This window comes from Pseudomonas sp. LBUM1663 (assembly GCF_059695905.1).
Genome location: NZ_CP166792.1, coordinates 5,254,826 through 5,279,876, shown reverse-complemented (window position 1 = coordinate 5,279,876; position 25,051 = coordinate 5,254,826). Strand labels below are relative to the sequence as shown.

Below are 25,051 nucleotides of genomic sequence, written 5' to 3'. Positions count from 1 at the left end.
TGAGTTACGCCAGCTGCCGGTATGACTGGCGCATGGGTTGCGGGACGATTCCTTGTTGCATGAACCGGTGCTGGATGAAGTCCGCGCTCAGCTCCACCACGCGACGGTATTGCAGGTCGACGGTGATCATGTGGTAGCAGTCGTCGAGCAGGATTTTCACCACCGGGCCGCCGAGTTTGCGTTCGACATAGTCGGCGTTCCAGCGGCTGGTGATGTCGTCTTCGCGTGAGTGCAACACCAGCGCCTGGGTGGTGATCTGCGGCATGCGTTTTTTCACCGCGGCCACCAATCGATGCAGTTCCCGGACACTCACCCCGGACATGGTCAACAGCCCGGCATCACTACTTTCACCGGCCTTCATCTGCCGCTCGACAATCGCCCGCAAGCGTTCGTCCTTGATGCCGAACGGTGATTTTTCGTTGAAACGGCACAGGTGCACGCCATACGGAATCGCCATCAGCAACGGCGTGAGCACCGCGACTTTGGGCATGTTCCAGCCGTCGTAGCGCAGGGTGGTCGAATACAGCAGCAAGCCTTCGATCTGCCCCGGATGCTCGGCCGCCAGGTACATTGCCAGCACCGCGCCCATCGACAAGCCGCCGACAAACACGTGCTGGTGTTTGCGCCGGACACCGCTGAAGGTGTTGCGCGCGCTCTCGTACCAGTCGCGCCACCCGGTGGCTTGCAGGTCGGCGTTGTCCCCGCAGTGACCGGCCAGGGTCGGCACGTAGACCGTGCAGCCGGCCTTGGCCAGGCCCATGGCGACCCGGCGCAGTTCGGTCGGCGTGCCGGTGAGGCCGTGGATCAACAACACCGCGACCTCCCCGTTGCCGAGAACGAAACCGGCGCTGCCTTCGCCCATGTCGATCTCTGGCTGGTTCATCGTTTCATCGCCCGATGCAGCAAGCGGTCGAGCAGGGCGATGCCCAAATCGATTTCCGGGTAGCTGATTTCCAGTGACGGCGCGAGGGTGATGACGTTCTTGTAGTAACCGCCCACATCGAGAATGAGGCCCAGGCGTTTGCCGTCGATTTCGATGTCGCCTTTCATGCCTTCTTCGACCATGAAATCGAGCGTTGCCTTGTCCGGCGTAAAGCCGTCCGGCCCGCAGATTTCACAGCGCAGTGCCAGGCCCAGGCCGTCGACGTCGCCGATGATCGGGTAGCGTTTCTGCAAGTCTTTCAAGCCTTCGAGGAAGTACTTGCCCTTGTTCATAACCATCGCACCGTAGTCGATTTCGCTGGTCATCTTGAACATTTCCAGGCCGACCGCCGTGCCCAACGGGTTGGAGGCGAAGGTCGAATGGGTGGAGCCTGGCGGGAAGATTTTCGGGTTGATCAACGCTTCCTTGGCCCAGATACCGCCCAATGGGTTGAGGCCATTGGTCAAGGCTTTACCGAAGACGATGACGTCCGGCTTGACGTCGAAGTGCTCGATCGACCACAGCTTACCGGTGCGCCAGAAGCCCATCTGGATTTCATCGACCACCATCAAAATGCCGTGCTGATCCAGCACGTGCTTGAGTTCGCTGTAGAAGTTCATCGGCGGAATCACGTAGCCGCCGGTGCCCTGGATCGGCTCGACGTAGAAGGCGGCGTATTCGCTCTGGCCGACTTTCGGGTCCCAGACGCCGTTGTATTCGGTCTCGAACAGGCGGGCGAATTGCTGCACGCAATGGCTGCCGTACTCTTCCTTGGTCATGCCTTTCGGGCCGCGGAAGTGATACGGGAACGGGATGAAATTGGCGCGCTCGCCGAAGTGGCCATAGCGGCGGCGATAGCGGTAACTGGAAGTGATCGACGAGGCGCCGAGAGTCCGGCCGTGGTAACCGCCTTCGAAGGCAAACATCAGGCTTTTGCCGTTGGTGGCGTTACGCACGACTTTCAGCGAGTCCTCGATGGACTGCGAACCGCCGACATTGAAGTGCACCCGGCCGTCGAGGCCGAACTTTTTCTTCGCGTCCACGGCGATCATTTCCGAAAGCTCGATCTTGCCTTTGTGCAGGTACTGGCTGGCGATCTGCGGCAGGGTGTCGATCTGCTGTTTCAACGCATTATTCAGGCGCGGGTTGGCGTAACCGAAGTTGACCGCCGAGTACCACATTTGCAGGTCGAGGTAGGCCTGGTCTTCGGTGTCCCAGACGTAGGAGCCTTCGCAGCGGCTGAAAATGCGCGGCGGATCGATGTAGTGAACGGTGTCGCCGTAGGAGCAGTACTTGGCTTCTTTATCCAGAAGGACCTGGTCTTCTGCGGTAGCGATTCGAATATCAGACATGGTGGAGGAGTTCCTGATTTTCTGGGTTGAAAGTTTCTATGTTGAAAGAGGTGGCGTTGGCGGCGCTGGCGCTTGGCAGCAGGGCGAGCAACGCGGGCAGTTCGGCGAAGCTGTCGAAGCGGGCGTAGGCGATGCCGTTGCGCTCGCAGTGCTCGGCCAGGCGATCCTTGGCAAACACAAAATCGGCGGTGGCGGCCACGCACATATCGGACTGGCCGTCGCCGATCACCAGCACCCGTTTGACGCTGGGGGTGGATTTGCATTTGCAGTTGCCGGAGGCGGCGCGGCAGGCGTCGCTGGCATGGGGGAAGTCGATGCGCCAGCTCTGGTGGTCGAGCTGCCGCAGGCGGTTGGCGAGGATCGGCAAGAGGCTGACGTAGTTGCGCGCCAGGATCCGTGCGATGCCTTGCTCGATGCCGTCGCTGACCACTTCAAGGGAAGCGCCGAGGCCGATGACGTGGTCGACGAAGTCGGGGAAGTCCGGGTCGATCTCGATGGTGTCGAAGAACCCGAGCAGTTCGCCCGGTGTGGCCTTGACCAGCGAGAGCTGGCGGCTGAGGCATTCACGGGAACCGATGTCACCCGCCAGCCACTCGTTTTCGATCGCTTCCCAGCTCGGGTCGGCGAACCGTTGGAGGATGCTGTCGATCACGTCGGTGCGGGTGATGGTCCCGTCGAAATCACACACGATATGCCAGTCAATCATCTGTTGTACCTATCTTGGCAGGAGGCGCTGTTTGCGCTTGCCAAGGGGGTAGAGCAGGGACTGTGCCAACCGGGTTCGGCCCAGCGGGGCTGGGGTTATGGCGAGTGTTTGTGGCGGCGAAGCTACAATTTTTGTAGGTCGCTACAAACAACATGAGTGCTTGCGCGGGAGGGGCGATTCGGGGATTGATGCGCGCACATCCAGATGAAGGAATGGCCTCATGTCGAGGATTACTGTTGCTCTATTTGCCGCGCTGACGTGCCTTTCGGCCAACGTTTCAGCGGACGGCATCACCGGTGAAGCAGGGGCTGGGCTCAGCTATCAGCCGCACGATCCGACCGGTAGCCGCTACGAAACCCGGCCGGTGCCGTACCTCGATCTGGATTGGGGCGATGTCAGCCTCAGTACGGATGACGGGCTGACCTGGGACGCCTTGAGCGCGAATGGTTTCAGCGCCGGACCGTTCGTGAATTACCTGCCGGGGCGCACGTCCAACGGCGAATTGCAGGGGTTGCGTGACGTGCCGGACATGGGCGAAGTGGGCGGTTACGTGCAGTACGCGCCCGCTGATTTCTGGCGCGTGTTTGCGTCGGTCGGGCAAGCGGTGGGCGGGCGCGGCGGGCAGGGCGGCGTGTTGGGGCGCGTCGGCGGGGAGGTGGGTTATCCGCTGGGCGGCGGGGTGATTGGCAGCTCCAGTCTGACCGCGCATTTTGCTGATGCGCGGCAGAATCAGACGTTTTTCGGGGTGAGTGACGCAGAGTCTCAGGCGTCAGGGATTCGGCCGTATAACGCCGGCGGTGGTTTGCAGAATGTGGCGTTGACTCAGAGCTTTGAGTTCCCGCTGGCGCCGCAGTGGTCGTTGTTGACCAGCGCGAGCTGGATTCACCTGACGGGTTCGGCGGCGGACAGCAGCATTGTCAAAGAGGTCGGGGAGACCAACCAAGGGGAAGTGCAGGCTGCACTGGCCTACAAATTCAACTAAGCACTTGTGGCGAGGGAGCTTGCTCCCGCTGGGTCGCGAAGCGGCCCCCAAACTTGGCAACTCATTCTTCCAGAAATGCCTCGCCAGCCTGTTTTACGACTGCTGCGCAGCCGAACGGGAGTAAGCCCCCTCGCCACAATGGATTGCGGTGATTTCAGGTTTCTTCACCCTCGGCCAGCAACGCAATTCCGCCCATAATCACCGCCACGCCTACCCAGTGCAGCACGCTGATCTGCTCCCCCAGCCCCAGCCACGACCCGAGCAACACCCCGACAAACACCAGCGAACTCAGCGGGAACGCCAGGGACAGACTGCTGCGCCGCAAGATCAGCATCCACACGAAAAACGCGCCGATGTAGCAGGCAATCGCAAACCACACCCCGGGATTCACCGCCACGGCCAGCAGCCATTGCAGGTTGAAATCCATCTGCCCCAGTTGATCCCCACCGACCTTGGTGGCGATCTGGCCGGCACTTTCAAAACCGATCAACAACGCCCACAGCACCACCGTACCGAGGCGCTCATGCAGCCAGTCGGTCTTGCTTCTGATCATCGCTTGAGCCTCAGACATGGGTGACACACACGAGCATCACGCCCGCCGTAATCACTAAAGTGCCGAGCCAGCGCCGCCGGCTGACGGTCTCGCCGAGGATCAGTTTGCCGGCCAGCACCACGCCGCAATACGCCAGCGCCGCCGCTGGAAACAACAGGCTCAGCGGTGCCCGGGACAGGGCTTCGAGCCAGACGAAAAATTCGATCACGTAGGCGCCGATCCCGCACCACAGCAGCGGCGCGTTGAACACCTGGCCCCAGAACGCATTCAGGCGAAACCCGCCTTCGAGTTCCGGCAAACGGTCCAGGCCGAGCTTGAAACAGAGCTGGCCGATGACGTCCAGCACGATGGAAAACGCCACCAGCACAATCACGGTGAAGGTCATGGAAACAACTCCTCGAACAGATCGATCAACGCCTGATTAGTCGCAGCGTTGCGCAGCAGATCCGCTTCGCTCCAGCGTTCGGCGGGGGGCTGGTCCGACTTGGCTTCCCAGCGCTTGAGGGCGTTGCTGAAAGCCGGCCGGGCGTACTCGCCGCAGATGTCGATGCCAATGATTCGCTTGCTGGCCGCCAAGGCTCTGATGGCTTGCAGCAAATGGCTCAGGCGCATGCCGCCCTGGTCCCAATTGGTCGCCGCGTCTTCGCTGGCCAATACATCCTTGTCGACGGTGATCCACACCGCGCCGGTGGGAAGGCTGGCGATCATCTGTTCGAGAAAAACCGACCAGTCGAGTTCTGCCAGGTTGCGCCAGTGCAGCAGGTTTTCCTGCTGTCGATGGCCAGCGCCGTCACCGACCCGGCCCCACACTTTCGAGGGCGGGCGCTGCCACGGAAACAGCTGCAACACGCCGCGTTTGAGCGCCCGGACATTGCCGCCCTTGAGCTGCGGATTCTGCAGGTCATCGCTGCACGGACCGAGGGTGACGATGCGCTGGATGTTCGGCAGTTTCAGCGCCTGATTGACCCATGAACCGCAATGCCGGCGCGGGGCGAAGCGGACCCAGTCAGGGTGGTTGTCGAAGTGGATCAGGCTTACCGGTTCCGGTAAATCGGTCAGGAACGCCGGGGTCAGATGGTGGTAATCACCGGAGCCGACGAAGAAGATTTCCGGCTGCGGACCGCTGTGCCGGGGCCGTTGCTGCAAGCGTTCGGCGAACCGGCGCCAGGTCCGTTCGCTGGACCACAGTCGCAATTTCGGGCCGAGGTCGAGCAAGTCGAGGCGTTTGGCACGGCCGCTTTCCAGCAGCCGCGAGATGGGCGCCTGGGCCGTCAGGCTATGGTCGAGATCTAAAATGTTCAAGGTCGCAAATCACCCTTGGCAGACCCTCCCAGACACCGGCTTCATCCATCATGAAGGCCGGCCGAGGGGGCTTTTGGGGGTAAATGCAAGGGACGGGCCAGGCGTCTGCTGCACTGAAATTCATTGTGGCGAGGGAGCTTGCTCCCGCTGGGCTGCGAAGCAGCCCCTAAGCGGTCAAGGAGGTTTGTCTGCTGAAACTCGATTGCAGGTAATGGGGTTGCTTCGCAACCCAGCGGGAGCAAGCTCCCTCGCCACAGGGATTTGGGGTGGTCAGGCGTGCAGGCGGACCCAGACGGTGACGAGGACGGTGGCGGCCATCAGCCACGCCACTGCCGCCACGGCGAGCGACGCTTCAAGCCGCATCCGGTCGACCATCAGATACAACGTCGCCAGGTAAACGAAGTACGGAATGATCGACCACATCCCGAACACGATGGTGGTCTTCAAGTCATCCACCGAACGCCCTTTGCCGACGATGTAATGCGCAATCAGCGCAAAAGTCGGAAACAGCGGCACCAGGCCTGCGATGTAATAGTTTTTGGTCTTGGCCAGCGCGGCGAGGATGACGACCACTGCCGCACCCAGCGCTGCTTTGAGGATCAGGTCCATCAGTGGCTCAGCCCGTATTTCTTCACTTTGTCGAACAGCGTGGTCTTGGCCATGCCCAGTTCCAGACTGGCCTGGGTCAGGTTGCCGCCGCTGCGTTGCAAGGCGTCGCTGAGCAGGTTGCGTTCGAACGCTTCCACCGCTTCGGCAAAGGCCAGACCCTGAGCGCTGCCGCTGGCGCCGGATTTCTTGAAGGCCGGCAGGCCGAGGGCAAAACGCTCGGCGACGTTGCGCAGTTCGCGCACGTTGCCGGGCCAGTCGTGGCTCATCAGGTTCGACAGGGTCTGATTGTCCAGCTCCGGCACCGCACGGTCGAAGCGCAGGGACGACTGCTGCAGGAAGTGTTCGAACAGTTGCAGGATGTCTTCGCGACGTTCGCGCAACGGCGGCAATTCGAGGGTCACCACGTTCAAGCGGTAATACAGGTCGCTGCGAAACTCGCCGGCCTTGCTCGACTCGACGAGGTCGGACTTGGTCGCCGCAATCACCCGGCAATCCACGGCCACGCTCTGGTTCGAACCCAGGCGTTCGAGGGTGCGTTCCTGCAACACCCGCAGCAGTTTGATCTGCAAGGGCAGGGGCATGCTTTCGACTTCGTCGAGGAACAGCGTGCCGCCGTCGGCGTGTTCGATCTTGCCGATCCGCCGTTTACCGGCGCCGGTGAACGCGTTGGCCTCGTGTCCGAAGATCTCGCTTTCGAACAGGTTCTCCGGCAGGCCGCCGCAGTTCAGCGCGACGAACTGCTTGGTGTGGCGGCGACTGAAGTCGTGCAGGCATCGCGCAACCAGTTCCTTGCCGGTGCCGGTTTCGCCTTCGATCAGCACGTTGGCCGACGTATCGGCGACGTTGGCAATCAGTTCGCGCAGGTTCTGCATGGCTGGCGAGCGGCCAATGATCCGGCCTTCGAGGGAATCGCGCTCCGCCAGTTGCCGACGCAACGAAGACACTTCCCGGGCCAGGCTGCGTTGCTCCAACGCACGACGGGCGACATCGACGAGGCGTTCCGGGGAGAAGGGTTTCTCCATGAAGTCGTAGGCGCCTTTCTGCATGGCGCCGACGGCCATGGAAATGTCGCCGTGACCGGTGATCAGCACCACCGGCAGGCTGCGATCGCGGGCCTTGAGCCGGGTCAGCAGTTCCAGGCCGTCGATGCCCGGCAGGCGGATGTCGCTGATGACGATGCCGGCAAAGTTGTCGCCAACCCGCTCCAGCGCTTCTTCGGCGCTGCCCACGCCCACGCAGGGAATGTCTTCCAGGGTCAGCGCCTGTTGGCAGCCGAGCAGCACATGGGGGTCGTCTTCGACGATCAGCACACTAAGGTCGTTGTTCATATTGGCTCGGCGTGAGTGGGGCTTACCAACGGTAAACTGAGGACGAAGGTGGTGCCACCGCTGGCCGGGTGTTCGACACCCAGGTGCCCGCCGGTGGCGGCGGCCAGGCTGGCGGAAAGTGTCAGGCCCAGGCCCAGGCCTTGTTCGCCGGGTTTGGTGGTGAAGAACGGTTCGAACAAATGCTTGCGCGCTTCGGCGTCGATGCCGTGGCCGTTGTCGCGCACGCGCAGGCGATATTTGCCGTCGAATGCTTCGCCTTCCAGCCACAGCTCGGGCAACGGTTGTGCCTGCATGGCGTCGAGGGCATTGCCGATCAGGTTGACCAGGATCTGCTCGAGGCGGGTCTGGTCGATCTGCACCTGCACGTCTTTGAAGTCACGATGCAGTTGCAGATGGACACTTTCCACGCGACCGCCGAGCAGTTGCAACGCGGCGTCTACCGCTTTGCCAAGGCACGCCTGGCCCTTGTCGTCACCGCGACGGGCGAAGGAACGCAGACTGGCGGTGATCCGGCCCATGCGGTCGATCAATTCGTTGATGGTCTTGAGGTTGGTGCTGGCCACGTCCAGTTGACCGCGCTCTAAAAAGCGCACGGTGTTGCCGGACAAGGTGCGCAGCGCCGCCAGCGGCTGGTTCAGTTCGTGGGCGATGCTGGTCGACATCTGCCCGATGGCGGCGAGTTTACCGGCCTGCACCAGCTCATCCTGGGCACGGCGCAACGTCTCTTCAGCCTGGCGTCTTTCGCGGATCTGGCCCTTGAGTCGCTCGTTGCTGGCGCGCAGGTCGGTGGTGCGTTCGGTAATCCGACGCTCCAGTTGGTTATTGGCTTCCTGCAGGGCTTCACGGGCGGCGAGGCGGGTGGCGATCACCTTGCGCCGCTCGTTCCAGGCGATCAGCAGGAATGCCACCAGGGCAAATGCCACCGCCACCAGAATGCCCTGATTGATCGCTTCACGGCGCAAATCCTGAAGCGGCGTGAGCAGGGTGAAATTCCATGGGGTGTCGCTCAAGGGGCGGGTCTGCGAGAGGTAGCTGATGTCCTCTTCGTCGGACTCCACTTCACTGTTGGCAGGGAAGGTCAGTTTTTCTTCGCCTTCGGCCAGTTGTTCCCGGGCCAGTGGCTGCAATTCGTTCAGCGGGAACCAGTAGTACTGCAGGCTGCGGGCCAGTTTTTCCTTGGTTTCATCGCTCAACGGAACTACCGATTTGAGCCGTCGCGCCGGGTCGCTGGACAGAATGATGATGCCGTTCTCGTCGCTGACAAAGGCTTCGAGGCGCGCGCGCTGCCAGCGTTCTTCCATGGCTTCGAGGCGCACTTTGACCACGGCGACGCCGATGATCTTGCCGTGTTCTTCCAGGCCGTGGGCCAGGTAGTAACCGGGTTCGCCGTTGGTGCTGCCGATCCCGTAGAAGCGTCCCGGCTGACCGCGCACGGCGTTCTGGAAATAGGCGCGAAAGGACAGGTCTTCGCCCAGGTAACTGTCGACATCGCGCCAGTTGCTGGTGGCCATGACGCGGCCGGTGGTGTCCATCACGTAGATGGCCCGACTGCGGCTGCGCCGGTTCAGGCCTTCGAGGTAATCATTGACCGTCTGCCGGTGTTCCGGTGACGGGTCGGCCAGCAGTTTTGAAACACTGGATTCAAGTTCCAGCAGGCTGGGCAGGTAGGTGTATTTGCTGATCTCGCTCTCGACGGCGCGGGCATGCAGTTCGAGCTGACGCTGGCCGTTCTCGCTGAGGCTGCGAATCCCATAGTGTTCACTGACCCAGAAGCCGAGGTAACCCAATCCGATCATCAGGGCGATGACCAGGGGGGGCAGGAACAGATGGCGAATCAGACGGGGTTTCACGGCGAGTGATGGCGGCGCGGCGCGATAGAGAGTGGGGTCGCATTTCATCACAGATGCCTTGGGTCAACCACAACACAAATCTCAATACCACCACCGATCCAGTGTGGGAGCGGGCTTGCTCGCGAAAGCGGTGGGTCAGCCAACATCATTGCTGAATGTAATGGCCCCTTCGCGAGCAAGCCCGCTCCCACATTGGGAGCGGTGTCTTTCTTAGTGCTGCAGAATCTTGTTAAGGAAGTGCTGTGTACGCTCGGCGCGGTGGGTGATGTCGCCGAAGAAGTCCTCTTTCTTGCAGTCTTCGATGATTTTGCCCTGGTCCATGAAGATCACGCGATCCGCCACTTTGCGGGCAAAGCCCATTTCGTGGGTCACGCACATCATGGTCATGCCTTCGTGAGCCAGCTGCACCATCACGTCGAGCACTTCGTTGACCATTTCAGGGTCCAGCGCCGAGGTCGGTTCGTCGAACAGCATGACGATCGGGTCCATCGCCAGCGCACGGGCAATCGCCACACGCTGTTGCTGGCCACCGGAGAGTTGGCCCGGGTGCTTGTGGGCGTGAGCCGAGAGGCCGACGCGCTCAAGCAGTTGCAGGCCTTTCTTGGTGGCTTCTTCCTTGCTCCGGCCCAACACCTTGATCTGCGCAATGGTCAGGTTTTCGGTGATGGTCAGGTGCGGGAACAGTTCGAAATGCTGGAACACCATGCCGACGCGCGAACGCAGTTTCGGCAAGTCGGTCTTCGGGTCGGCGATGGACGTGCCATCGACCACCACGTCGCCTTTCTGGAACGGTTCCAGGGCGTTGACGCATTTGATCAGGGTGGATTTGCCGGAACCGGACGGCCCGCACACCACGATCACTTCGCCTTTTTTGACCTCGGTGCTGCAGTCAGTCAGTACCTGGAAGTCGCCATACCACTTGTTGACATTCTTGATAGAGATCATACGGCAAACCTTTTTTGCAGACGCTTGACCAGCAGCGAGGCGGCAAAGCTGATTGTGAAGTACGTGAGACCTGCAAAGATCAGGAACTCATTGGAGCGACCGATGATGTCGCCACTGGCACGCGAGGCATTGAGGAAGTCCACCAGGCCGACCGCGTAGACCAGCGAAGTGTCCTGGAACAGGATGATGCTCTGCTGCAGCAGCAGCGGGGTCATCTTGCGGAACGCTTGCGGCAGGATGATCAAACGCATCATCTGGCCATACGTCATGCCCAAGGCCTGGGCAGCACCCATCTGGCCCTTGGGAATCGACTGCACGCCGGCCCGGACGATTTCGCAGAAGTACGCCGCTTCGAACATCATGAAGGCCACGATGCAGGAGGCGAACGCGCCGATCGGGGTGTCTTCGCCGGTGATCCAGCGCAGCACGAACGGCACCGCCAGGTAGAACCAGGTGATGACCAGCAGCAATGGAATCGAACGGAAGTAGTTGACGTAGGCGCCGGCAAGGTTCGACAGCAGTTTGCTGTGGGACAGGCGCATCAGGGCCAGGATCGTGCCGAGAATGATCCCGCCGACGACGCCCAGCACCATCAGTTGCAGGGTCATGACCATGCCGTTCCACAGGCCCGGCAGGGACGGGACGATGCCCGAGAAGTCGAATTCCATCATTTACCCCCTACGGAGATCAGGCCCGGTACGGCGACTTTCTTCTCGACCGCACGCATCAGCAGCATCAGGCTCATGTTCAGGGTGAAGTAGATCAGGGTAGCCAGAGTGAAGGCTTCGAACAGGTTGGCGGAGAACTCGGCGGTCTGTTTGGTCTGCGCGAGCAACTCCATCAGGCCGATCAGCGACGCCACGGAAGAGTTCTTGAACACGTTCAGGAATTCCGAGGTGAGCGGCGGAATGATGATCCGGTAGGCCTGGGGCAACAGCACGTTCCAGTAGATCTGTGGCAGCTTGAAACCCATGGCGCGAGCGGCCGCTTCCTGGCCGCGAGGCAACGCCTGGATGCCGGTACGCACTTGTTCGCAAACGCGAGCGGCGGTGAACAGGCCCAGGCACACGACAACGCTCAGGTACGCCGAGGTGGTCGGGTTCAGGTCCTGTTTGTACCAGTCCTGCAGGTTTTGCGGCAGCAGATCGGGCACCAGGAAGTACCAGATGAACAGCTGAACCAGCAGCGGCACATTACGGAAGAGTTCGACGTAGCAGGTCGCGATGCCCGATACGATGCGATTCGGCACGGTGCGCATGACACCCAGAATCGAGCCCAGCATGAGGGCAATGATCCAGGCCACGACGGCGATGGCGATGGTCCAGCCCAAACCGGAGAGGTACCAGTCGAAATAAATTTCGCTGCCCACACCGGTGGACTTGAAGAATACGCTCCAGTCCCAGTTGTAATTCATTAGGGTCTCCCCTCAGATCGTTCGATGTACAAATGCCCGCCTGGGGAAGCTCCGTTCCCGCCTGAACTTGACGATCAGGCACACACGAACGGCTCGACAGCCACCGGTTCGAGTGTTTCCAAAAATGCCAGCAGGGAGTGACTATCCCCTGAAAGGGCAGTGGCCCTCTCAGGAGATAAGGTTAGTCAGAACTCAGGACTTTTTTTCTACAGGCTTGTCGTCAGCCGCTTTATCGGTCGGATTGGCGATCAGGGCCTTGAGCTCGTTGCTCATCGGGAAGTTCAGGTTCAGGTTTTTTGGCGGAATTGGCGACATGAACCATTTTTTGTAGATCTCGTTGATCTCGCCCGACTTGTAGGTTGCCACGATCGCGTCGTCGACAGCCTTCTTGAACGGCTCGTCGCCCTTGCGAACCATGCAGCCGTAGATTTCGTAGGACTGTGGAGTGCCGGTCACGGCCCAGTCATCCGCCTTCTTGGCCTTGGCCGCTTCACCGGCCAGCAAGGCGTCGTCCATCATGAAAGCCACTGCGCGGCCCGATTCCAGCATCTGGAAGGACTCGCCGTGGTCTTTGGCAGAGATGACGTTCATGCCCATCTGCTTGTCGGCGTTCATCGACTTGAGGATGCGCTCGGACGTGGTGCCCGCGGTGGTCACGACGTTCTTGCCTTTCAGGTCATCGAAATCCTTGTATGCGGAGTCTTTCTTGGAGAGAAGACGCGTACCGATTTCGAAAATGCCGACGGAGAAGGCGACTTGCTGCTGACGTTCCACGTTGTTGGTGGTGGAACCGCACTCGACGTCCACGGTGCCGTTCTGCACCAGCGGAATACGGGTTTGCGAGGTGACCAGGTTGTATTTGACCTGGAGGTTGGGCATGTCCAGGTCTTTCTTGATGGCTTCGACGATTTTCAGCTGGATATCGTGGGAGTAGCCGACTGGTTTGCCGGAAGCATCAGCGATATAGGAAAACGGGATGGAAGCGTCACGATGCCCGAGGGTGATCACACCGGACTCTTTGATCTTCTTCAGTGTGCCAGTGAGTTCGGCAGCGAAAACTGGAGTGCTAATCAGAGCGGCAGCAATGGCTGCGCCCAGGATATGGGGAACGATGCGCATCAAATTTTCCTCGACATTGTTTTTTTTATGGAGCCAGTTCATCGGCCCTTTTGTGCTTCGAATGCCTGACGGCTCCTGAAGTGGGTGCGCAACAGGCATTCGTCCAAGAGTGTAGAGCATGACTCGTGCCAGGCCAGGCGATATAGGTCAAGTTATTGATTTATAAGGGTATTAAATATTTATGGCGCTGATTTCGGCGAAGGAAAATCCGGTTAACCGAATCGGCCGACAGGTCGCGTTCGGAAAACCGAATGGCGTTTGAGACCGCTAGCGCCACACCGGCAACAAATCCAATGAAAACAGCACATGTGAAATCGCGCTGATCACGCCGAAAAACAATATCAGGGCAATCATGGGCTGGCCTCCCCAGACGCGATACCGCGGGCTGCCAAAGCGCTTGCGTGATGCGCTGGCCAGCAATGCCGGGGTAATGACGGCCCAGAGGGTCGCCGCCAGACCGGCGAAACCGATGGCATGGATAAACCCTTCTGGCCACAACAGCCCGCAGAGCATAGGTGGTAGGAATGTGGTGGCTGCGGTTTTCAGGCGACCTCGCGGGCTGTCGTCAAACCCCAGCACATCGGCCAGATAATCGAAGAGCCCCAAGGACACGCCGAGAAAGGAGCAGGCGACGGCGAAGTTGGAAAAAAGGCTGAGGAATACATCGATTTTCGCACTGTTGAGCATCGCCCCCAGCGCGCTGATCAGCACGTCGATATTGCCGCCACGCTGAGCGATGTCCTTGAACCCGTCCCGGGGAATGTTGCCCATGCTGCAAACCATCCAGACAACGTACAGCCCAAGCGCGATGAGGGTGCCGCTGACCAGGCAGGTACGGATACGCTGCGGGTCTTTGCCGAAGTGTTTCATCAGGCTGGGAACGTTGCCGTGAAAACCGAAGGAGGTCAGGCAGAAGGGCAGGGTCATCAGCAGGTAAGGAAGGTAGTGGCTATCCGTGGCGTTTCGATTGAGCAGTGTCGCCGGTTGCACGTGATCGAGCAGCCCGCCGAAGGTCAGGAAGAACGCGATGATCTTTGCACCGAAGATCACTGTGGTCACCCGACTCACCGCTGCCGTGCTCAGCCACACGATGAGCGCGACCGTCAGGGCGAAATACAAGCCCCCGGCGCGTGCCGACAGATTCACTCCCAATGATTGGGCGCTGTGATGAATCACCGAACCGCTGGCCGAGATGTAGGCGTAGGTCAGCGTGTACAGGACAAAGACGATGCTCAAGCCGTTCAACACATTCCAGCGACGACCCAACAGGTCTTTGGTGATCGTTGAAAAACTGGCACCGGAACGATAGTTAAGGTTGGCCTCAAGAATCATCAGGCCGGAATGCAAGGTGCAGAACCAGGCAAACAACAGGACCGCGACGGAGCCGTAAAACCACAGGCCGGACATGACGACCGGCAGCGAAAACATGCCGGCACCGACGATGGTGCCACCGATCATCATGGCGCCGCCGAGCACCGAGGGCGAACGTTCGAGTGCGACGGGGGGAGCGGAAGTGGACGTAGAAGTGCTGCGCATGGCAAGGCCTGCATTTGAGTTATTAGAGGGCTGTTCTTTCGGCGGGCCAGGTTGCAGGCGCGCGTGAGAAAGGATCAGCGCCATTCAGTGAATGGCGCCGACAGCGCGTTAACGCATGGCCAGCAAACGGGATAATTGGCGGGATCTCTCCAGCAGCAAGCTGTCCTGCCCGGGCAACGCGTCGAACGAGAGCCCCACCGGCAGCGAGTGTTTTTCCGCTACCGGCACGGTGACACTGGGCGCCGCCAGGTTGCTCGCCGGGTCGGTGTTGCGCACGAAGGTCTCGAAGTTGCTTTCTGCCTCGCACTCCGTGAGCAACGGTGCCGTACAGCTGACGGTGGGGTAGGCAATCACATCCAGTTGATGGGCGTTGAACAGACGGCTGTATTCACGACTCAGCTGCAGTTTGCTCATCAATGCCTGTACATAGTCGGTGTAGGAAATCGCCGGGCTCTCAAGTTGCGCCGTCAGTATTTTCTTGATGCCCGGGTCCCGGATCTGCGCCAGGATGCTCAAAAATTGGTCGCCCCAGCCTTCTTTCATCAAGAAGCGCGGGAAGTCGATAAAGAACTCGTAAATAGGTAATGGGAATTGAATGCTCTCATTGATTTCCCCGATCAACAGGTCATCGACCGGAACCAGCTCCACGCCCCGATCTGCCAACACCTCGATAGCCGCGAAGCAGTCGCGTCGGACTTTTTCGTCGAGGTCGGCCCAGAAGAATTTTTCCGGTATGCCCACCCGTAGGGGTCTGTTGTCGTCCGGGGGCGCTGGGTGGTTCCCGGTCAGGTGATGGTGGATGTACTGACAGTCTTGCAGTGTGCGGGTCAGTAGCCCTGGCGTGTCCTTGGTCTGGGAAACGGGCACGATGCCGTCCACCGGGTAACACCCCGTGGTGGGGCGAAACCCGACGATCCCGCAGAACGCCGCGGGTATGCGCACTGACCCGCCGGTGTCGGTACCCACGGCGCAGGGCACAAGACCGGCTGCGACGGCTGCCGCACAACCACCGCTGCTGCCGCCCGCGCTGTAGCGTTCGTCAGCCGGGTTGACCACGGCGCCGTAAGTTTGGTTGGCCGACGTCACCCCGAACGACAGTTCATGCATGTTGTTCTTGCCAACGACCCTCGCGCCCAGCGTCTTGAAACGCTCGACAATCCCGGCATCGGACAACGGGTAGTAAGCAGCGAGCCCCGGCGTTCCTGCGGTGGTCGGCATGCCGCTGACATTGATGTTGTCCTTGAAGGAAACGGGAATGCCATAAAGGCTCGCCTCCCGGTCGGCCCCGAGGGCAACCTCGAACGCCGTCGGGTCGAACGTGATGAAGCTGTTCAGGTGTTGATGATCAAACTGTTTATCGCGCAGGGATTGGTGCCAGGCATCCAGGCAATGGCGACCACTGCGAAATCCGCTGACGAGTTCTTCAATTGAAAGCTGGCTGTACATAAAACGGTCTCGGCGATAGAGAGGAGGCTTGCGATGAAGGCATCAGCAATAGCGGTATTGAGCGTGCAGTCCGTCCAGCGGATTGTCGGCAATCAAGTCGCCACCCAGACTGCTGATCACCGCACAGGCACCGTTGAGTGCTGTTTGAATGGCGCCTTCCGCCCAGCCACCGGTGAAAGAGCAGCCGCACCCGGCGAGGTACAACCCCGTGTCCTGCTGTGGATCGAGGGCCGTTTTGAATTGATAGAACAAGCGTTCCGAGTAGATATCGTCACCCGGAAAGTTGAGTTTGAAGGCGCCCAGCGAATGCTTGTCGGTCAGCCAGTCATACTCCAGGACATAGCGCTGGTAGTTGCCATTGAGCGGTAGAAGGTGGCTGGCAAACTCAGGTGCGCTCATGGCCAGTTCATCGACAAGGCGCAAGCAGCGTTGAACTTTGTCGGTCATAGAAACCATCTTGTGGGAGTCGTCTTCCCAGGTGTAACTGATCAATACCACGCCCCAGGACTCAGGGTCCTGCGGTGCGTAATCGAGGCAATACACGCCCTTCACCAAGGTGTCTGTCTGGATGTTCTGTGGCAGCCCGTGTTTCAACCAGAACTTGTCTTTGGTCAGGATGAACAGCTTGGACGAACCGACCATGTGGGTTTCGTTGATCGCCCGGGCCACGTCACGATTCACGAAGGCCTGGTTCTGTGTGAGCTTCATGTTCACTTGCAGCGCCCGGGTGGTCGTCGTGGTGATCACCCGGTCGCAGGCATAGGTTTCACCATTGCTGCCGGCCAGCAGGATTTCACCGTTATTGCCCTTGTTGATGGACTCGATGCGGGTGCGGCAGATTCGGTCGCGCAGGGGCATGCCGTGGAATGACGTATCGGCAATCAACTCCGACAGCGATGAGATGCCCATCGGCACCAGCCGTTGATTGACTTCGAGGCCATTGACCACGAGCCGCAGAATCTCGGTAAAGGAGGCGCGGTATACCGATTGGAAACCGCCCGAGCCGATCCCCAGTGAACCGAATAGATGAAAGTCTTCGGGTTTGCGCCACGGTTGTCCGCCGGGCGGGTTGCTGCCGGTGAAAATCTGCACCATGGCCGAATAGAACGAGCTGTCGCCGAAGTAATCCAGATAGCGTTGCCATTCCGGCTGCACTTCCGCGTAGTTGTGTTGCTTGAGTAACTCGGTCAGTAACAACGGTGGCGCCAGGCAGGTGCCGTCATCGAAGGTCACGCCCTCTTTCAAAAACGCACTCCAGCCCCGATGGACCGTGCTGAAAATCGCAGGTGGAGGCTGCATGGCCGCCCAGTGATGAGTCTCACCGCGGTAGTGGATTTCGGTGTCCACGACACCGGGGTCGGGAAACGCTTCAGTGGTTTCGATGCCAAACCGGTTCAGGTAGTGAAACAACCCGACCTCGCTGGGAGGAAAGCGCATCGCGCCCATTTCGGCGATGAATTGCGGATGGTCATCGTCAAAGCGCTGGGTCAGCAAGCGCCCGCCCAAGTGTTCTTCGGCGGCCTCGAACAGCGTGACTCGCTGGGCACCGGCACGGAGCAGTTCGTAGGCGGCGACCAGCCCGGTCAGCCCGGCGCCGACAATGCCGATGTGTTTATTGGCCGCTTCGGGTGGCAAGTAACCGATCGCATCACTGGCATTGCGCAAAAACTGGCCGTAGTCGTACAACAGGTCGACATACGGAAAAGAACCGGGAAATGTGGCTTCGTCGAAGCCGGTAGTCATAACGTTCACGTGTGATTCTCGATAAATCAGATGATTAACTGCAGGCTTTCAATCGCTCGGGAGGGATTGAGCAGAAGTACTTTTTTGCCTTGGATTTTCCAGGTGCCTTCGACGTTAATCAGTTGATGCTCGACGGTGACCGGGTAATGCCATTCGCTGTCCCCTCGGGCTTCGCAATAGAGCATGTTGGTGCTACTCGATGCGCTCAGTTCGTCGTCTTCCAGACGGATCAACGAACACTGGGCAATATGCAAACTGCGACTCTTGGGCTGTTGCGAGTAGTTGCGCGCGTTGGCCAATCGGTTGATGCGCAGCGTGGTCAGAAACCGGTCTTCATACAGCAGCGAGGACTCATGAAGAGGGCTGGTCTGTTCTCGTCGCAACGGAATCCAGTAGGTGTAGTCGGGGGTCAGCAGTTGTTGCCAGGCACTGAAGTCTTGTTGGTCCAGTAGCTGGATTTCGCTGGCGATCAACTGTTCGATGGCGTGTTTATTGTTCTGATCGAGTTGCATGGTTATCCCGCATCAAGTGCTGCCAGCTGTTGTAAAAATTGCGCATCGCCATTTCGCTGGTGCCCGAAACCACCTGGGTCCGCTCATAGGATTCGGTCGATTCAAAGAGTCGCGCCACGTTGACCCACTCGTTGGAATCACTGCGCAATCCCTCCGTCGCCCGCTCGTACATTTCCACATCGTCGTGGGCGACCATCGAGCAAGGGGAATTGATCAGGTTGTTGTACTGAACGGTTCGTTCCAGCAACTGGATGGGGGCGCCCACCAATTCAAAGATCCACGACTCGACCACCGTCTCCTGAGCGCTGATCGGCTTGATCACCCGCAACGTCTGGATCGGGCCCTTGACCATCAGGTTCGGGAAATAGACGGTGTTGTGTCGGGTGTCTTCGAGAATCTCGGTGGCCTGGCGTTTGCCATAGCTCTGGACCATCAAGTCCCAATAACCCGGAATATCGGCATAGGCTTTATGGATTGAGTTGCTGACGCCGGTATGCCCGTGGCCGTTGGGCCAGATGCGAATACCCATGTCGGCGAAGAACTCGTAGGACGCCATGAACGGTGAAAATAGCTCGACCGCCATGGGCGAAGGGCTGCTCTGGTCGCTGGTTTCCTTCCACAAGCGAATCGCTTCGCCCGCCGAGGACTCATGGGCAATCATCGGGTGACAGGTGTCGGTCTGGTTATCGACCACCATTTTCCAGTTGCAGCGATGGCGGTGCAGGAGCGGCTGGCCAACGACGCGCAACTGGCCCAGGGGCGAGCGCAGCACCATGTTGTCCAGCGTCGATAACGACTCGCCAAAAAAGGTGTTGAAGTCGATGCCTTCTGCCTGGAGGCGGACAAATACAAAACCGCGATAGTTCTCCACCGCCGCGACGGCTTGCATGCCTTTGTGGGCGGAGCACGCGCTGAGGTCGCAATCGTCGTATTCCTTTTTCACCGGAATACTCAGCAGTTCGCCATCGGTCTTGAAGGTCCACGCATGGTAAGGGCAGCGGATAAACCGACCGACATTGCCGCGAGGCTCGGCCAGCACTTTCACGCCTTTGTGCGGGCAGCGGTTGTGCAGGACAACGATGTCGCCATTTTTTTGCCGGACCATTGCCAAGGGTTGCTGTGCAATGTCGGTGGTGAAAAAGTCGCCGGGCTGCGGGATCAGACTGTCGTGCCCCACGTAACTCCAGCTGGCGGCGAAGACGCTGTGTTGTTCCTGGTCGAAGAGCTGTTGATCAAGGTAGAGCGATTTATGCACTTCTCTGCCGTTGAAGTAATTGTCCAAACGGTGTTCCTCGTTAGATCGCCAGCTTCAGGCGTTGGCTTTTGGCCCGGGAGACGCAGGGATAAATCCTTGCGCTGCAGGCAGCTTCTTTTTCGCTCATGATGAAGTCGCGATGGTCGACTTCACCCTCAAGGACCTCCAGCGCGCAGACACCGCACTCACCGCGTCGGCAGTCGTAGAGCGGATCCAGGCCGGCCGCCTCCAGCGCCTCCAGCAAGGTTTGGTCTTGATTGACGTTGACGCTGATACCCGACTCGACGGCGTCAATCACAAAGGCCGACGCATCGTCTTCCCGAACCACGTTGAAGATTTCAAAATGGATGCGCTCGCGCGCCAGGCCACTGGCCTCGGCATGGCAAAACACGTCGTTGAGCATCGCCTGCGGACCGCAGACGTAGAGCCGGTCGTGTGGTGCCAGATCTGCGAGCACCTGACTGACAGCGGGGCGGCCATCGGGTTTATTGGAGAAGTGCAAGTGCAGGCGTTCCTGCAACAGTGCCTGCAGGGGCAAGGCATAGGTCGCGTCGTCGTCGTTCCTGGCGAAGTAGTGCAGGTGTGCGCTTCGATTCAATGACGTCAGGTGATGAAGGATCCCGGTCAGCGGCGTAATGCCGATGCCGCCGGCAATCGCAATGTCCCTGCCGACGCCTTCAGTGAGCGGGTAGGTGAACGTATTGAACGGGCCATCGAGCTGCACCGTGTCGTTGATTGCCAGCGAACGAATGTAGCGACTGCTGGCCGAGTCGGCCGTGAGCCGGATGGCAAAGACGACGCTGCCTTGCGCCGTCATGCGGTCCGCCAGTTGTACCGCCGAGTAGTGCCGCCATTCATTCAGTTCGGGGATGAACCATTTGAAATGCGCGCCCGCATCCAGCACGGCATGCCCTGGTGTTTGCGGGCTGACGGTGATTTCTTTGATAGAGGCCGAGAGCATTCGGCAATCAGTGATTGTGTAGTTCATACGAAAATCAGCTTTCCTGGCTTAGCGGCGTTTCATGCAGGTAGATCCATTGGGCGTTGTGGTGATGCAGGCCAATGATCGCCACCGAAATCCGTGAGCTTTCGCGCTGGTCCAGGCGATGGGTTTCCTTGTAGCGGATCGCCACGCTGGCGCCTTCTTGCCACACCGTCTGCAGGTCGCTGATGACGATTTCCAGGCCCGGTTTGGCGCCGATTGCACCCTTGAACATCTGTTCGACCGTCGCCCGGCTGACGATGGCGGCCGAGGTGGTGACCATGGTGAAGTGCTCGGCGAATGCCGACATCAGCGGCTCGAGCGCGGCCTGCCCCTTACCGTTGGCGTCGGTGAACAGGGTGCGGATCAGCTCGTGCACGTGATGAATGCTGTGGTGCGCCTGTTCAACTATTTTGTTGTGCATGACAGTCCTTTTGAGTGTTCAACTGACTCAGTTGAAAGAGTGGGAACAGGCCCACCAGCGCGGCAATGGCGAACGTCACGTGGTAGGCCTGGGTGGTATCGAAATGCTTCAGGAGCAGGTTGAAAACCATCAGGAAGAGGGCGGCGCCGATGCTGAATGACATCTGTCGGTTGATGTTCCAGATGACACTGGCCTTGTGCGTGTCACTGCCCTCGAAATCCATCAACGACGTGGTTTGTGCTGTGTTGGCTCCGATGCCGCCGCCGATCCCCATCAAGCTGTAGGCGATGACAATCACCAGAAGGTCTGAGGGATTGTTCACCAGTAGCAGGGTGGCAATGCCGGCGCTGTGCAACAGCATGCCGAGGGCAAACAGGCGCTTCGCGCCCATCCGGTTGTAGACCCGGCCACAGATCAGCATCGCGATGAACGCGCCGATGGCGTAGAGGATCATGAACATCCCTGTCAGGCGGGCGCTGAAGTGCAGGGTGTTTTGCAGGAAGAAGATGCTCATCAAGTTGACCCCCGTGAACACACCGGGAATCGCGTAATAGATAAAGATGGAGGTGCTGAGTTTTTTGCTTTTGAGCAGGCTCAGTTCAATGATCGGGTTTTTGCAGGTGCGGTAATGCAGCCCGTACAGCAACACGAAAGCAACGCCGGCCATGACGAAGAGGGCGGCCACCCATGCCGGAGCATCGCCGCCGTACAACGACATGCCCATCAGCAGGCTGCCGAGTGCTGCGCTGACCAGCAGCAAGCCCTTGATGTCGGGTCGGGGCAAACTCGTCGGCCGCGCTTCGTTAATCCAGAACCAGGACAGCACTGCCGCGATCAGCGAGAACGGGATGTTGCTGTAGAACACCCAGCGCCAGGAGCTGCTGTCGACGATGACTCCGCCGATGGTTGGTGAAATGGCGGGCGCTATCAGGGCAACGGCCATGACCAAGGTGGATATTTTCGCCCGCTGCTCACCCTTGAACAGGTTGAACGTCAGCGCCTGGCCGACTGGAATCAACAGGCCACCGCCAATCCCCTGGACGAAGCGCCAGATCACCAGCTCGTTGAAACTGTTGGCCAGCCCGCACATCCACACGGAACCTGTGAACACGAGCATCGAGGCGGTGAGGATTTCCCGGCTGCCAAAACGACCGGCCAACCAGGTGCTGACCGGAATGATCAGCGTCAGTCCCAGAATATAAGCATTGGCCACCCAGGCAACGTCTGAAGTACTAACGTGCAGCGCCGCCGATATACTCGGTAATGCGACCGCTGACATAAAGATGTTAATGCAGTCTATAAAAAAGCCGATGAGAAATATCAGTGAAACTTTGTAGCGATAGGTCATGGTGTTTCCCCTTTGCCGCAAAGCATAGGGGCGGTGGACTTGAGCTGTCGATACGACTATCCTTGAAACAATGTTTGACAGGATTTAACAGTGAGCCATATTGCTATGCACACCCATCTTAATCGGGTCCAGACTTTTCTGGCGGTGGTCGATTTTGGTTCTTACACCAAGGCGGCCAATTACCTGAGCATCAGCAAAGCCATGGCCAGCCTGCATGTCAAGGCGCTGGAGGACGTACTGTCAGCGACGCTGTTGATTAGAAATACCCGAAATATATCCCTTACCGAAATCGGTCAGGACTTTTATGAAGAGTTCAAAGGTATTGTCGCGGACATCGATAACGCCTTTGATAATGTATTAAAAGGGCATAACCGAGTTTCCGGGAAGTTGCGCTTCAGTTCCACCAGTGAGTACGGTGAGGCGTATATTCTGCCGTTGATTCCGCAATTCATAGAGCGCTACCCGGAGATAAAACTCTGTTATAACTTTAACTCGTCACTCAATGACCTGGTGGCGGAAAAGTTAGACCTGGTTATCCGTTTGGGCAACTTGGCGGACTCGGCATTCAAGAGCCGTAAACTGGCGGATTATGAAATTGTCCTGGTGGCTACCGAGGCGTTTCTTGCGCGTCACCCGGTGCAAAATCCTCAGGACCTGAATTCGCTGCCGTGGATTGCCAACAGCAACTTGCAGGCACCGACCCAGTGGACGTTGCGCCATCCACAATTGGGGACTGTCGAGATCAACGGGATCAATCAGTATGAATCCAACTCATCCACGGCCATCCGCTCCATGGCGTTGTCGTCGCTGGGTGTTTCGGTGCTGCCCGCGTGGGTGGTCAAGGATGACATCGCCAGCGAGCGGCTGATCCGTCTGTTGCCCGACTATTCGCTGCCCTCGCAGTCCGTCAGCGTGGTGTTCCCCAACAGCCCGCATCTGCCCCACAAATCGAGGGCGTTCATTGATTTCCTGCTGCTGCATCTGGCGCAATGAGCCCCTGCAAAAAAGCCCCTGAATCGTGAGATTCAGGGGCTTTCGTTCAAGCGGGTTGGGCGATCAGGCCGCTTCGATCTTGCTGCGGTTCTGCTCGACCTTGCTCAGGTAGTCCGCCAGTTTCTGCTGTTCGGCAGGCGTGGTGAACAAGCCCAGCTTGCTGCGACGCCACAGAATGTCGTGCGCGGTGGTTGCCCACTCTTCGCTACACAGGTAATCGACTTCGCGGGTGTAGAGACCGCCGCCGATGTGCTCGCCCATGTCACCGAGGTTCTGCACGCCTTCCAGCATGCGCCAGGTGCGGCTGCCATAGGTGGTGGCCCAGCGGCGGGCGATTTCGGTCGGCACCCAGTCGTACTTGTCGCGGATCAAGGCGCACAAGGCTTGCGGGGTGGTCATGTCTTCGCCGCCCGGCAGGGTGGCGCTGGCGGTCCAGCTTGGCTTGATGTGCGTGAAGTACGGCGCCAGTTGTGCCAGCGCCGACTCGGCCAGTTTGCGGTAGGTGGTCAGCTTGCCGCCGAACACCGACAGCAACGGCGCTTCTTCGCCAGTGCCCGACAGTGCCAGGGTGTAGTCGCGGGTGACGGCCGACGGGTTGTCGGATTCGTCGTTGCACAGCGGACGAACGCCTGAATAGCTGTGCAGGATGTCGTCGCGGCTGATCTGCTTTTTGAAGTGGGCGTTGACCACTTTCAGCAGGTAATCGGTTTCGCCTTCGGTGATCGCCACGTTGGCCGGATCGCCGGTGTACTCGCGGTCGGTGGTGCCGATCAGGGTGAAATGGTTCAGGTACGGAATGGTGAAGACGATGCGCTGATCTTCGTTTTGCAGAATGTGCGCGTGGTCGCCTTCATACAGTTTCGGCACGATCAGGTGGCTGCCCTGAATCAGGCGAATGCCGTAGGGCGATTCCATCTTCAGGTCATCACGAATGAACTTGGCGACCCATGGGCCGGCCGCATTCACCAGCGCCTTGGCGCGGATCGAAAACAGGCTGCCATCGGCGCGTTCCAGGTGCAGATGCCATAAGCCCTTGGTGCGACGGGCGCTGACACAACGGGTCTGGGTGTGAACGTGGGCGCCTTTCTCGCGGGCAGCCATGGCGTTCAGTACCACCAGGCGCGCATCGTCGACCCAGCAATCGGAGTATTCGAAGCCTTTGGTGATTTCGCTTTTCAGCGGGCTGTCCGGACCGAACTTCAGGCTTTTCGAGCCTTCGAGTTTTTCCCGCTTGCCGAGGTGGTCATACAGGAACAGGCCGGCGCGGATCATCCAGGCTGGACGCAGGTGCGGACGGTGCGGCAGCACGAAGCGCATTTGCTTGACGATGTGTGGCGCCTTGGCCAACAGCACTTCGCGTTCGGCGAGGGCTTCGCGCACCAGGCGGAATTCGTAATGTTCGAGGTAGCGCAAGCCGCCGTGGATCAACTTGCTGCTGGCGGACGAGGTGTGGCTGGCCAGGTCATCTTTTTCGCAAAGGAACACCGAAAGGCCGCGACCGGCGGCATCCGCTGCGATCCCCACGCCATTGATCCCACCACCGATGACGGCGATGTCGTAGACCTCAGCGAGAGGGGGCGTAGGCAAGGTAGAAGTGGGCATCGGCTGGCCTCGGGCTCTTTTGATTTTCTGTATTGGAATTCGAACATTAATGTTCATTTGCGAAAATGGTAGCCCATAAAGCCGCCCACAGCCAGTCAACTTCGATTGAAAATACTGATCGAAGCGCC

The 25,051-nt window shown here is 59.3% G+C and carries 24 protein-coding genes; 2 read left to right on the top strand and 22 right to left on the bottom strand.

All coding sequences use genetic code 11. The features are described from left to right. Positions 1 to 4 precede the first annotated feature (4 nt). From ACA075_RS24195 to ACA075_RS24185, 3 genes are read right to left on the bottom strand one after another with little or no spacing between them, the layout of a single operon-like run. The gene (locus ACA075_RS24195; protein ID WP_497295802.1) at positions 5 to 883 is read right to left on the bottom strand and encodes an alpha/beta hydrolase; all 879 of its coding nucleotides are present in this window, start codon (positions 881 to 883) and stop codon (positions 5 to 7) included. Then, complete coding sequence (locus ACA075_RS24190) at positions 880 to 2,274, bottom strand: aspartate aminotransferase family protein (protein ID WP_497295800.1); 1,395 nt, start codon at positions 2,272 to 2,274, stop codon at positions 880 to 882. Before ACA075_RS24190 ends, ACA075_RS24195 begins: the two co-directional genes overlap by 4 nt. Continuing rightward, on the bottom strand, positions 2,267 to 2,980 hold the full coding sequence (locus ACA075_RS24185; RefSeq protein WP_497295799.1) for an HAD-IB family phosphatase: 714 nt from the start codon (positions 2,978 to 2,980) through the stop codon (positions 2,267 to 2,269). Before ACA075_RS24185 ends, ACA075_RS24190 begins: the two co-directional genes overlap by 8 nt. 220 nt (positions 2,981 to 3,200) lie before the next feature. Between ACA075_RS24185 and ACA075_RS24180 the strand changes: the two genes are divergently transcribed. Further along, on the top strand, positions 3,201 to 3,962 hold the full coding sequence (locus ACA075_RS24180; protein WP_497295797.1) for a MipA/OmpV family protein: 762 nt from the start codon (positions 3,201 to 3,203) through the stop codon (positions 3,960 to 3,962). 154 nt (positions 3,963 to 4,116) lie between these two features. Here ACA075_RS24180 and ACA075_RS24175 read toward each other — a convergent pair whose 3' ends face one another. The 18 genes from ACA075_RS24175 to ACA075_RS24090 form a co-directional block, all read right to left on the bottom strand. Continuing rightward, positions 4,117 to 4,515 (bottom strand): DMT family transporter, encoded by a 399-nt coding sequence (locus ACA075_RS24175; protein WP_497295796.1) that lies wholly within the window; start codon positions 4,513 to 4,515, stop codon positions 4,117 to 4,119. Between the two features lie 10 nt (positions 4,516 to 4,525). Beyond that, a complete protein-coding gene (locus ACA075_RS24170) occupies positions 4,526 to 4,900 on the bottom strand; it encodes a DMT family transporter (RefSeq protein ID WP_094470876.1) in 375 nt (124 codons plus the stop codon). Beyond that, positions 4,897 to 5,817, bottom strand: a complete 921-nt coding sequence (locus tag ACA075_RS24165; protein ID WP_497295794.1) for an arginase family protein — start codon at positions 5,815 to 5,817, stop codon at positions 4,897 to 4,899. The genes ACA075_RS24170 and ACA075_RS24165 overlap by 4 nt, the downstream gene beginning before the upstream one ends. 270 nt (positions 5,818 to 6,087) lie before the next feature. Then, a complete protein-coding gene (locus tag ACA075_RS24160) occupies positions 6,088 to 6,417 on the bottom strand; it encodes a GlpM family protein (protein ID WP_497299323.1) in 330 nt (109 codons plus the stop codon). A gap of 8 nt (positions 6,418 to 6,425) precedes the next feature. Continuing rightward, positions 6,426 to 7,754 (bottom strand): two-component response regulator AauR, encoded by a 1,329-nt coding sequence (aauR, locus tag ACA075_RS24155; RefSeq protein ID WP_497295793.1) that lies wholly within the window; start codon positions 7,752 to 7,754, stop codon positions 6,426 to 6,428. Beyond that, entirely contained in the window at positions 7,751 to 9,652 is a 1,902-nt protein-coding gene (gene aauS / locus ACA075_RS24150) for a two-component sensor histidine kinase AauS (protein WP_497295791.1), read from the bottom strand. Before aauS ends, aauR begins: the two co-directional genes overlap by 4 nt. 162 nt (positions 9,653 to 9,814) lie before the next feature. Then, positions 9,815 to 10,549 (bottom strand): amino acid ABC transporter ATP-binding protein, encoded by a 735-nt coding sequence (locus ACA075_RS24145; RefSeq protein ID WP_219094577.1) that lies wholly within the window; start codon positions 10,547 to 10,549, stop codon positions 9,815 to 9,817. After that, entirely contained in the window at positions 10,546 to 11,217 is a 672-nt protein-coding gene (locus ACA075_RS24140) for an amino acid ABC transporter permease (RefSeq protein ID WP_219094578.1), read from the bottom strand. The genes ACA075_RS24145 and ACA075_RS24140 overlap by 4 nt, the downstream gene beginning before the upstream one ends. After that, a complete protein-coding gene (locus tag ACA075_RS24135; protein WP_219094579.1) occupies positions 11,217 to 11,963 on the bottom strand; it encodes an amino acid ABC transporter permease in 747 nt (248 codons plus the stop codon). The genes ACA075_RS24140 and ACA075_RS24135 overlap by 1 nt, the downstream gene beginning before the upstream one ends. Positions 11,964 to 12,155: 192 nt before the next feature. Beyond that, positions 12,156 to 13,082 (bottom strand): glutamate/aspartate ABC transporter substrate-binding protein, encoded by a 927-nt coding sequence (locus ACA075_RS24130; RefSeq protein ID WP_497295788.1) that lies wholly within the window; start codon positions 13,080 to 13,082, stop codon positions 12,156 to 12,158. 267 nt (positions 13,083 to 13,349) lie between these two features. Continuing rightward, positions 13,350 to 14,618, bottom strand: a complete 1,269-nt coding sequence (gene mtr, locus ACA075_RS24125; protein WP_497295787.1) for a tryptophan permease — start codon at positions 14,616 to 14,618, stop codon at positions 13,350 to 13,352. A 108-nt stretch (positions 14,619 to 14,726) separates the two neighbouring features. Continuing rightward, a complete protein-coding gene (locus ACA075_RS24120; RefSeq protein WP_219094582.1) occupies positions 14,727 to 16,064 on the bottom strand; it encodes an amidase family protein in 1,338 nt (445 codons plus the stop codon). Between the two features lie 42 nt (positions 16,065 to 16,106). After that, entirely contained in the window at positions 16,107 to 17,807 is a 1,701-nt protein-coding gene (locus tag ACA075_RS24115; protein WP_497299322.1) for an NAD(P)/FAD-dependent oxidoreductase, read from the bottom strand. Between the two features lie 26 nt (positions 17,808 to 17,833). Beyond that, positions 17,834 to 18,319 carry an aromatic-ring-hydroxylating dioxygenase subunit beta gene (locus tag ACA075_RS24110; protein WP_219094584.1) on the bottom strand — a complete coding sequence of 162 codons (486 nt, stop codon included), beginning with the start codon at positions 18,317 to 18,319 and terminating at the stop codon, positions 17,834 to 17,836. Further along, positions 18,297 to 19,601, bottom strand: coding sequence for a Rieske 2Fe-2S domain-containing protein (locus ACA075_RS24105; RefSeq protein ID WP_219094585.1), 1,305 nt, complete (start codon positions 19,599 to 19,601; stop codon positions 18,297 to 18,299). Before ACA075_RS24105 ends, ACA075_RS24110 begins: the two co-directional genes overlap by 23 nt. A gap of 13 nt (positions 19,602 to 19,614) precedes the next feature. Then, positions 19,615 to 20,562: a flavin reductase family protein gene (locus ACA075_RS24100; RefSeq protein WP_497295785.1), complete on the bottom strand. Its 948-nt coding sequence runs from the start codon at positions 20,560 to 20,562 to the stop codon at positions 19,615 to 19,617. 7 nt (positions 20,563 to 20,569) lie between these two features. Further along, complete coding sequence (locus ACA075_RS24095; RefSeq protein ID WP_094470887.1) at positions 20,570 to 20,980, bottom strand: DUF4440 domain-containing protein; 411 nt, start codon at positions 20,978 to 20,980, stop codon at positions 20,570 to 20,572. Then, positions 20,961 to 22,328, bottom strand: coding sequence for an MFS transporter (locus tag ACA075_RS24090; RefSeq protein WP_497295783.1), 1,368 nt, complete (start codon positions 22,326 to 22,328; stop codon positions 20,961 to 20,963). Before ACA075_RS24090 ends, ACA075_RS24095 begins: the two co-directional genes overlap by 20 nt. A 105-nt stretch (positions 22,329 to 22,433) precedes the next feature. Between ACA075_RS24090 and ACA075_RS24085 the strand changes: the two genes are divergently transcribed. Then, on the top strand, positions 22,434 to 23,321 hold the full coding sequence (locus ACA075_RS24085; protein ID WP_094470889.1) for a LysR family transcriptional regulator: 888 nt from the start codon (positions 22,434 to 22,436) through the stop codon (positions 23,319 to 23,321). A 63-nt stretch (positions 23,322 to 23,384) separates the two neighbouring features. On the opposite strand, the gene glpD is transcribed toward ACA075_RS24085, so the two are convergent. Further along, positions 23,385 to 24,923: a glycerol-3-phosphate dehydrogenase gene (glpD, locus tag ACA075_RS24080; RefSeq protein WP_497295781.1), complete on the bottom strand. Its 1,539-nt coding sequence runs from the start codon at positions 24,921 to 24,923 to the stop codon at positions 23,385 to 23,387. Between the last annotated feature and the right edge of the window lie 128 nt (positions 24,924 to 25,051).

Coding starts and splice junctions, on each gene's coding strand:
- ACA075_RS24195 (WP_497295802.1), bottom strand. CDS start 883: ATGAACCAGCCAGAGATCGACATGGGCGAAGGCAGCGCCGGTTTCGTT.
- ACA075_RS24190 (WP_497295800.1), bottom strand. CDS start 2,274: ATGTCTGATATTCGAATCGCTACCGCAGAAGACCAGGTCCTTCTGGAT.
- ACA075_RS24185 (WP_497295799.1), bottom strand. CDS start 2,980: ATGATTGACTGGCATATCGTGTGTGATTTCGACGGGACCATCACCCGC.
- ACA075_RS24180 (WP_497295797.1), top strand. CDS start 3,201: ATGTCGAGGATTACTGTTGCTCTATTTGCCGCGCTGACGTGCCTTTCG.
- ACA075_RS24175 (WP_497295796.1), bottom strand. CDS start 4,515: ATGATCAGAAGCAAGACCGACTGGCTGCATGAGCGCCTCGGTACGGTG.
- ACA075_RS24170 (WP_094470876.1), bottom strand. CDS start 4,900: ATGACCTTCACCGTGATTGTGCTGGTGGCGTTTTCCATCGTGCTGGAC.
- aauR (WP_497295793.1), bottom strand. CDS start 7,754: ATGAACAACGACCTTAGTGTGCTGATCGTCGAAGACGACCCCCATGTG.
- aauS (WP_497295791.1), bottom strand. CDS start 9,652: ATGAAATGCGACCCCACTCTCTATCGCGCCGCGCCGCCATCACTCGCC.
- ACA075_RS24145 (WP_219094577.1), bottom strand. CDS start 10,549: ATGATCTCTATCAAGAATGTCAACAAGTGGTATGGCGACTTCCAGGTA.
- ACA075_RS24140 (WP_219094578.1), bottom strand. CDS start 11,217: ATGGAATTCGACTTCTCGGGCATCGTCCCGTCCCTGCCGGGCCTGTGG.
- ACA075_RS24135 (WP_219094579.1), bottom strand. CDS start 11,963: ATGAATTACAACTGGGACTGGAGCGTATTCTTCAAGTCCACCGGTGTG.
- ACA075_RS24130 (WP_497295788.1), bottom strand. CDS start 13,082: ATGCGCATCGTTCCCCATATCCTGGGCGCAGCCATTGCTGCCGCTCTG.
- mtr (WP_497295787.1), bottom strand. CDS start 14,618: ATGCGCAGCACTTCTACGTCCACTTCCGCTCCCCCCGTCGCACTCGAA.
- ACA075_RS24120 (WP_219094582.1), bottom strand. CDS start 16,064: ATGTACAGCCAGCTTTCAATTGAAGAACTCGTCAGCGGATTTCGCAGT.
- ACA075_RS24115 (WP_497299322.1), bottom strand. CDS start 17,807: ATGACTACCGGCTTCGACGAAGCCACATTTCCCGGTTCTTTTCCGTAT.
- ACA075_RS24110 (WP_219094584.1), bottom strand. CDS start 18,319: ATGCAACTCGATCAGAACAATAAACACGCCATCGAACAGTTGATCGCC.
- ACA075_RS24100 (WP_497295785.1), bottom strand. CDS start 20,562: ATGAACTACACAATCACTGATTGCCGAATGCTCTCGGCCTCTATCAAA.
- ACA075_RS24095 (WP_094470887.1), bottom strand. CDS start 20,980: ATGCACAACAAAATAGTTGAACAGGCGCACCACAGCATTCATCACGTG.
- ACA075_RS24090 (WP_497295783.1), bottom strand. CDS start 22,328: ATGACCTATCGCTACAAAGTTTCACTGATATTTCTCATCGGCTTTTTT.
- ACA075_RS24085 (WP_094470889.1), top strand. CDS start 22,434: ATGCACACCCATCTTAATCGGGTCCAGACTTTTCTGGCGGTGGTCGAT.
- glpD (WP_497295781.1), bottom strand. CDS start 24,923: ATGCCCACTTCTACCTTGCCTACGCCCCCTCTCGCTGAGGTCTACGAC.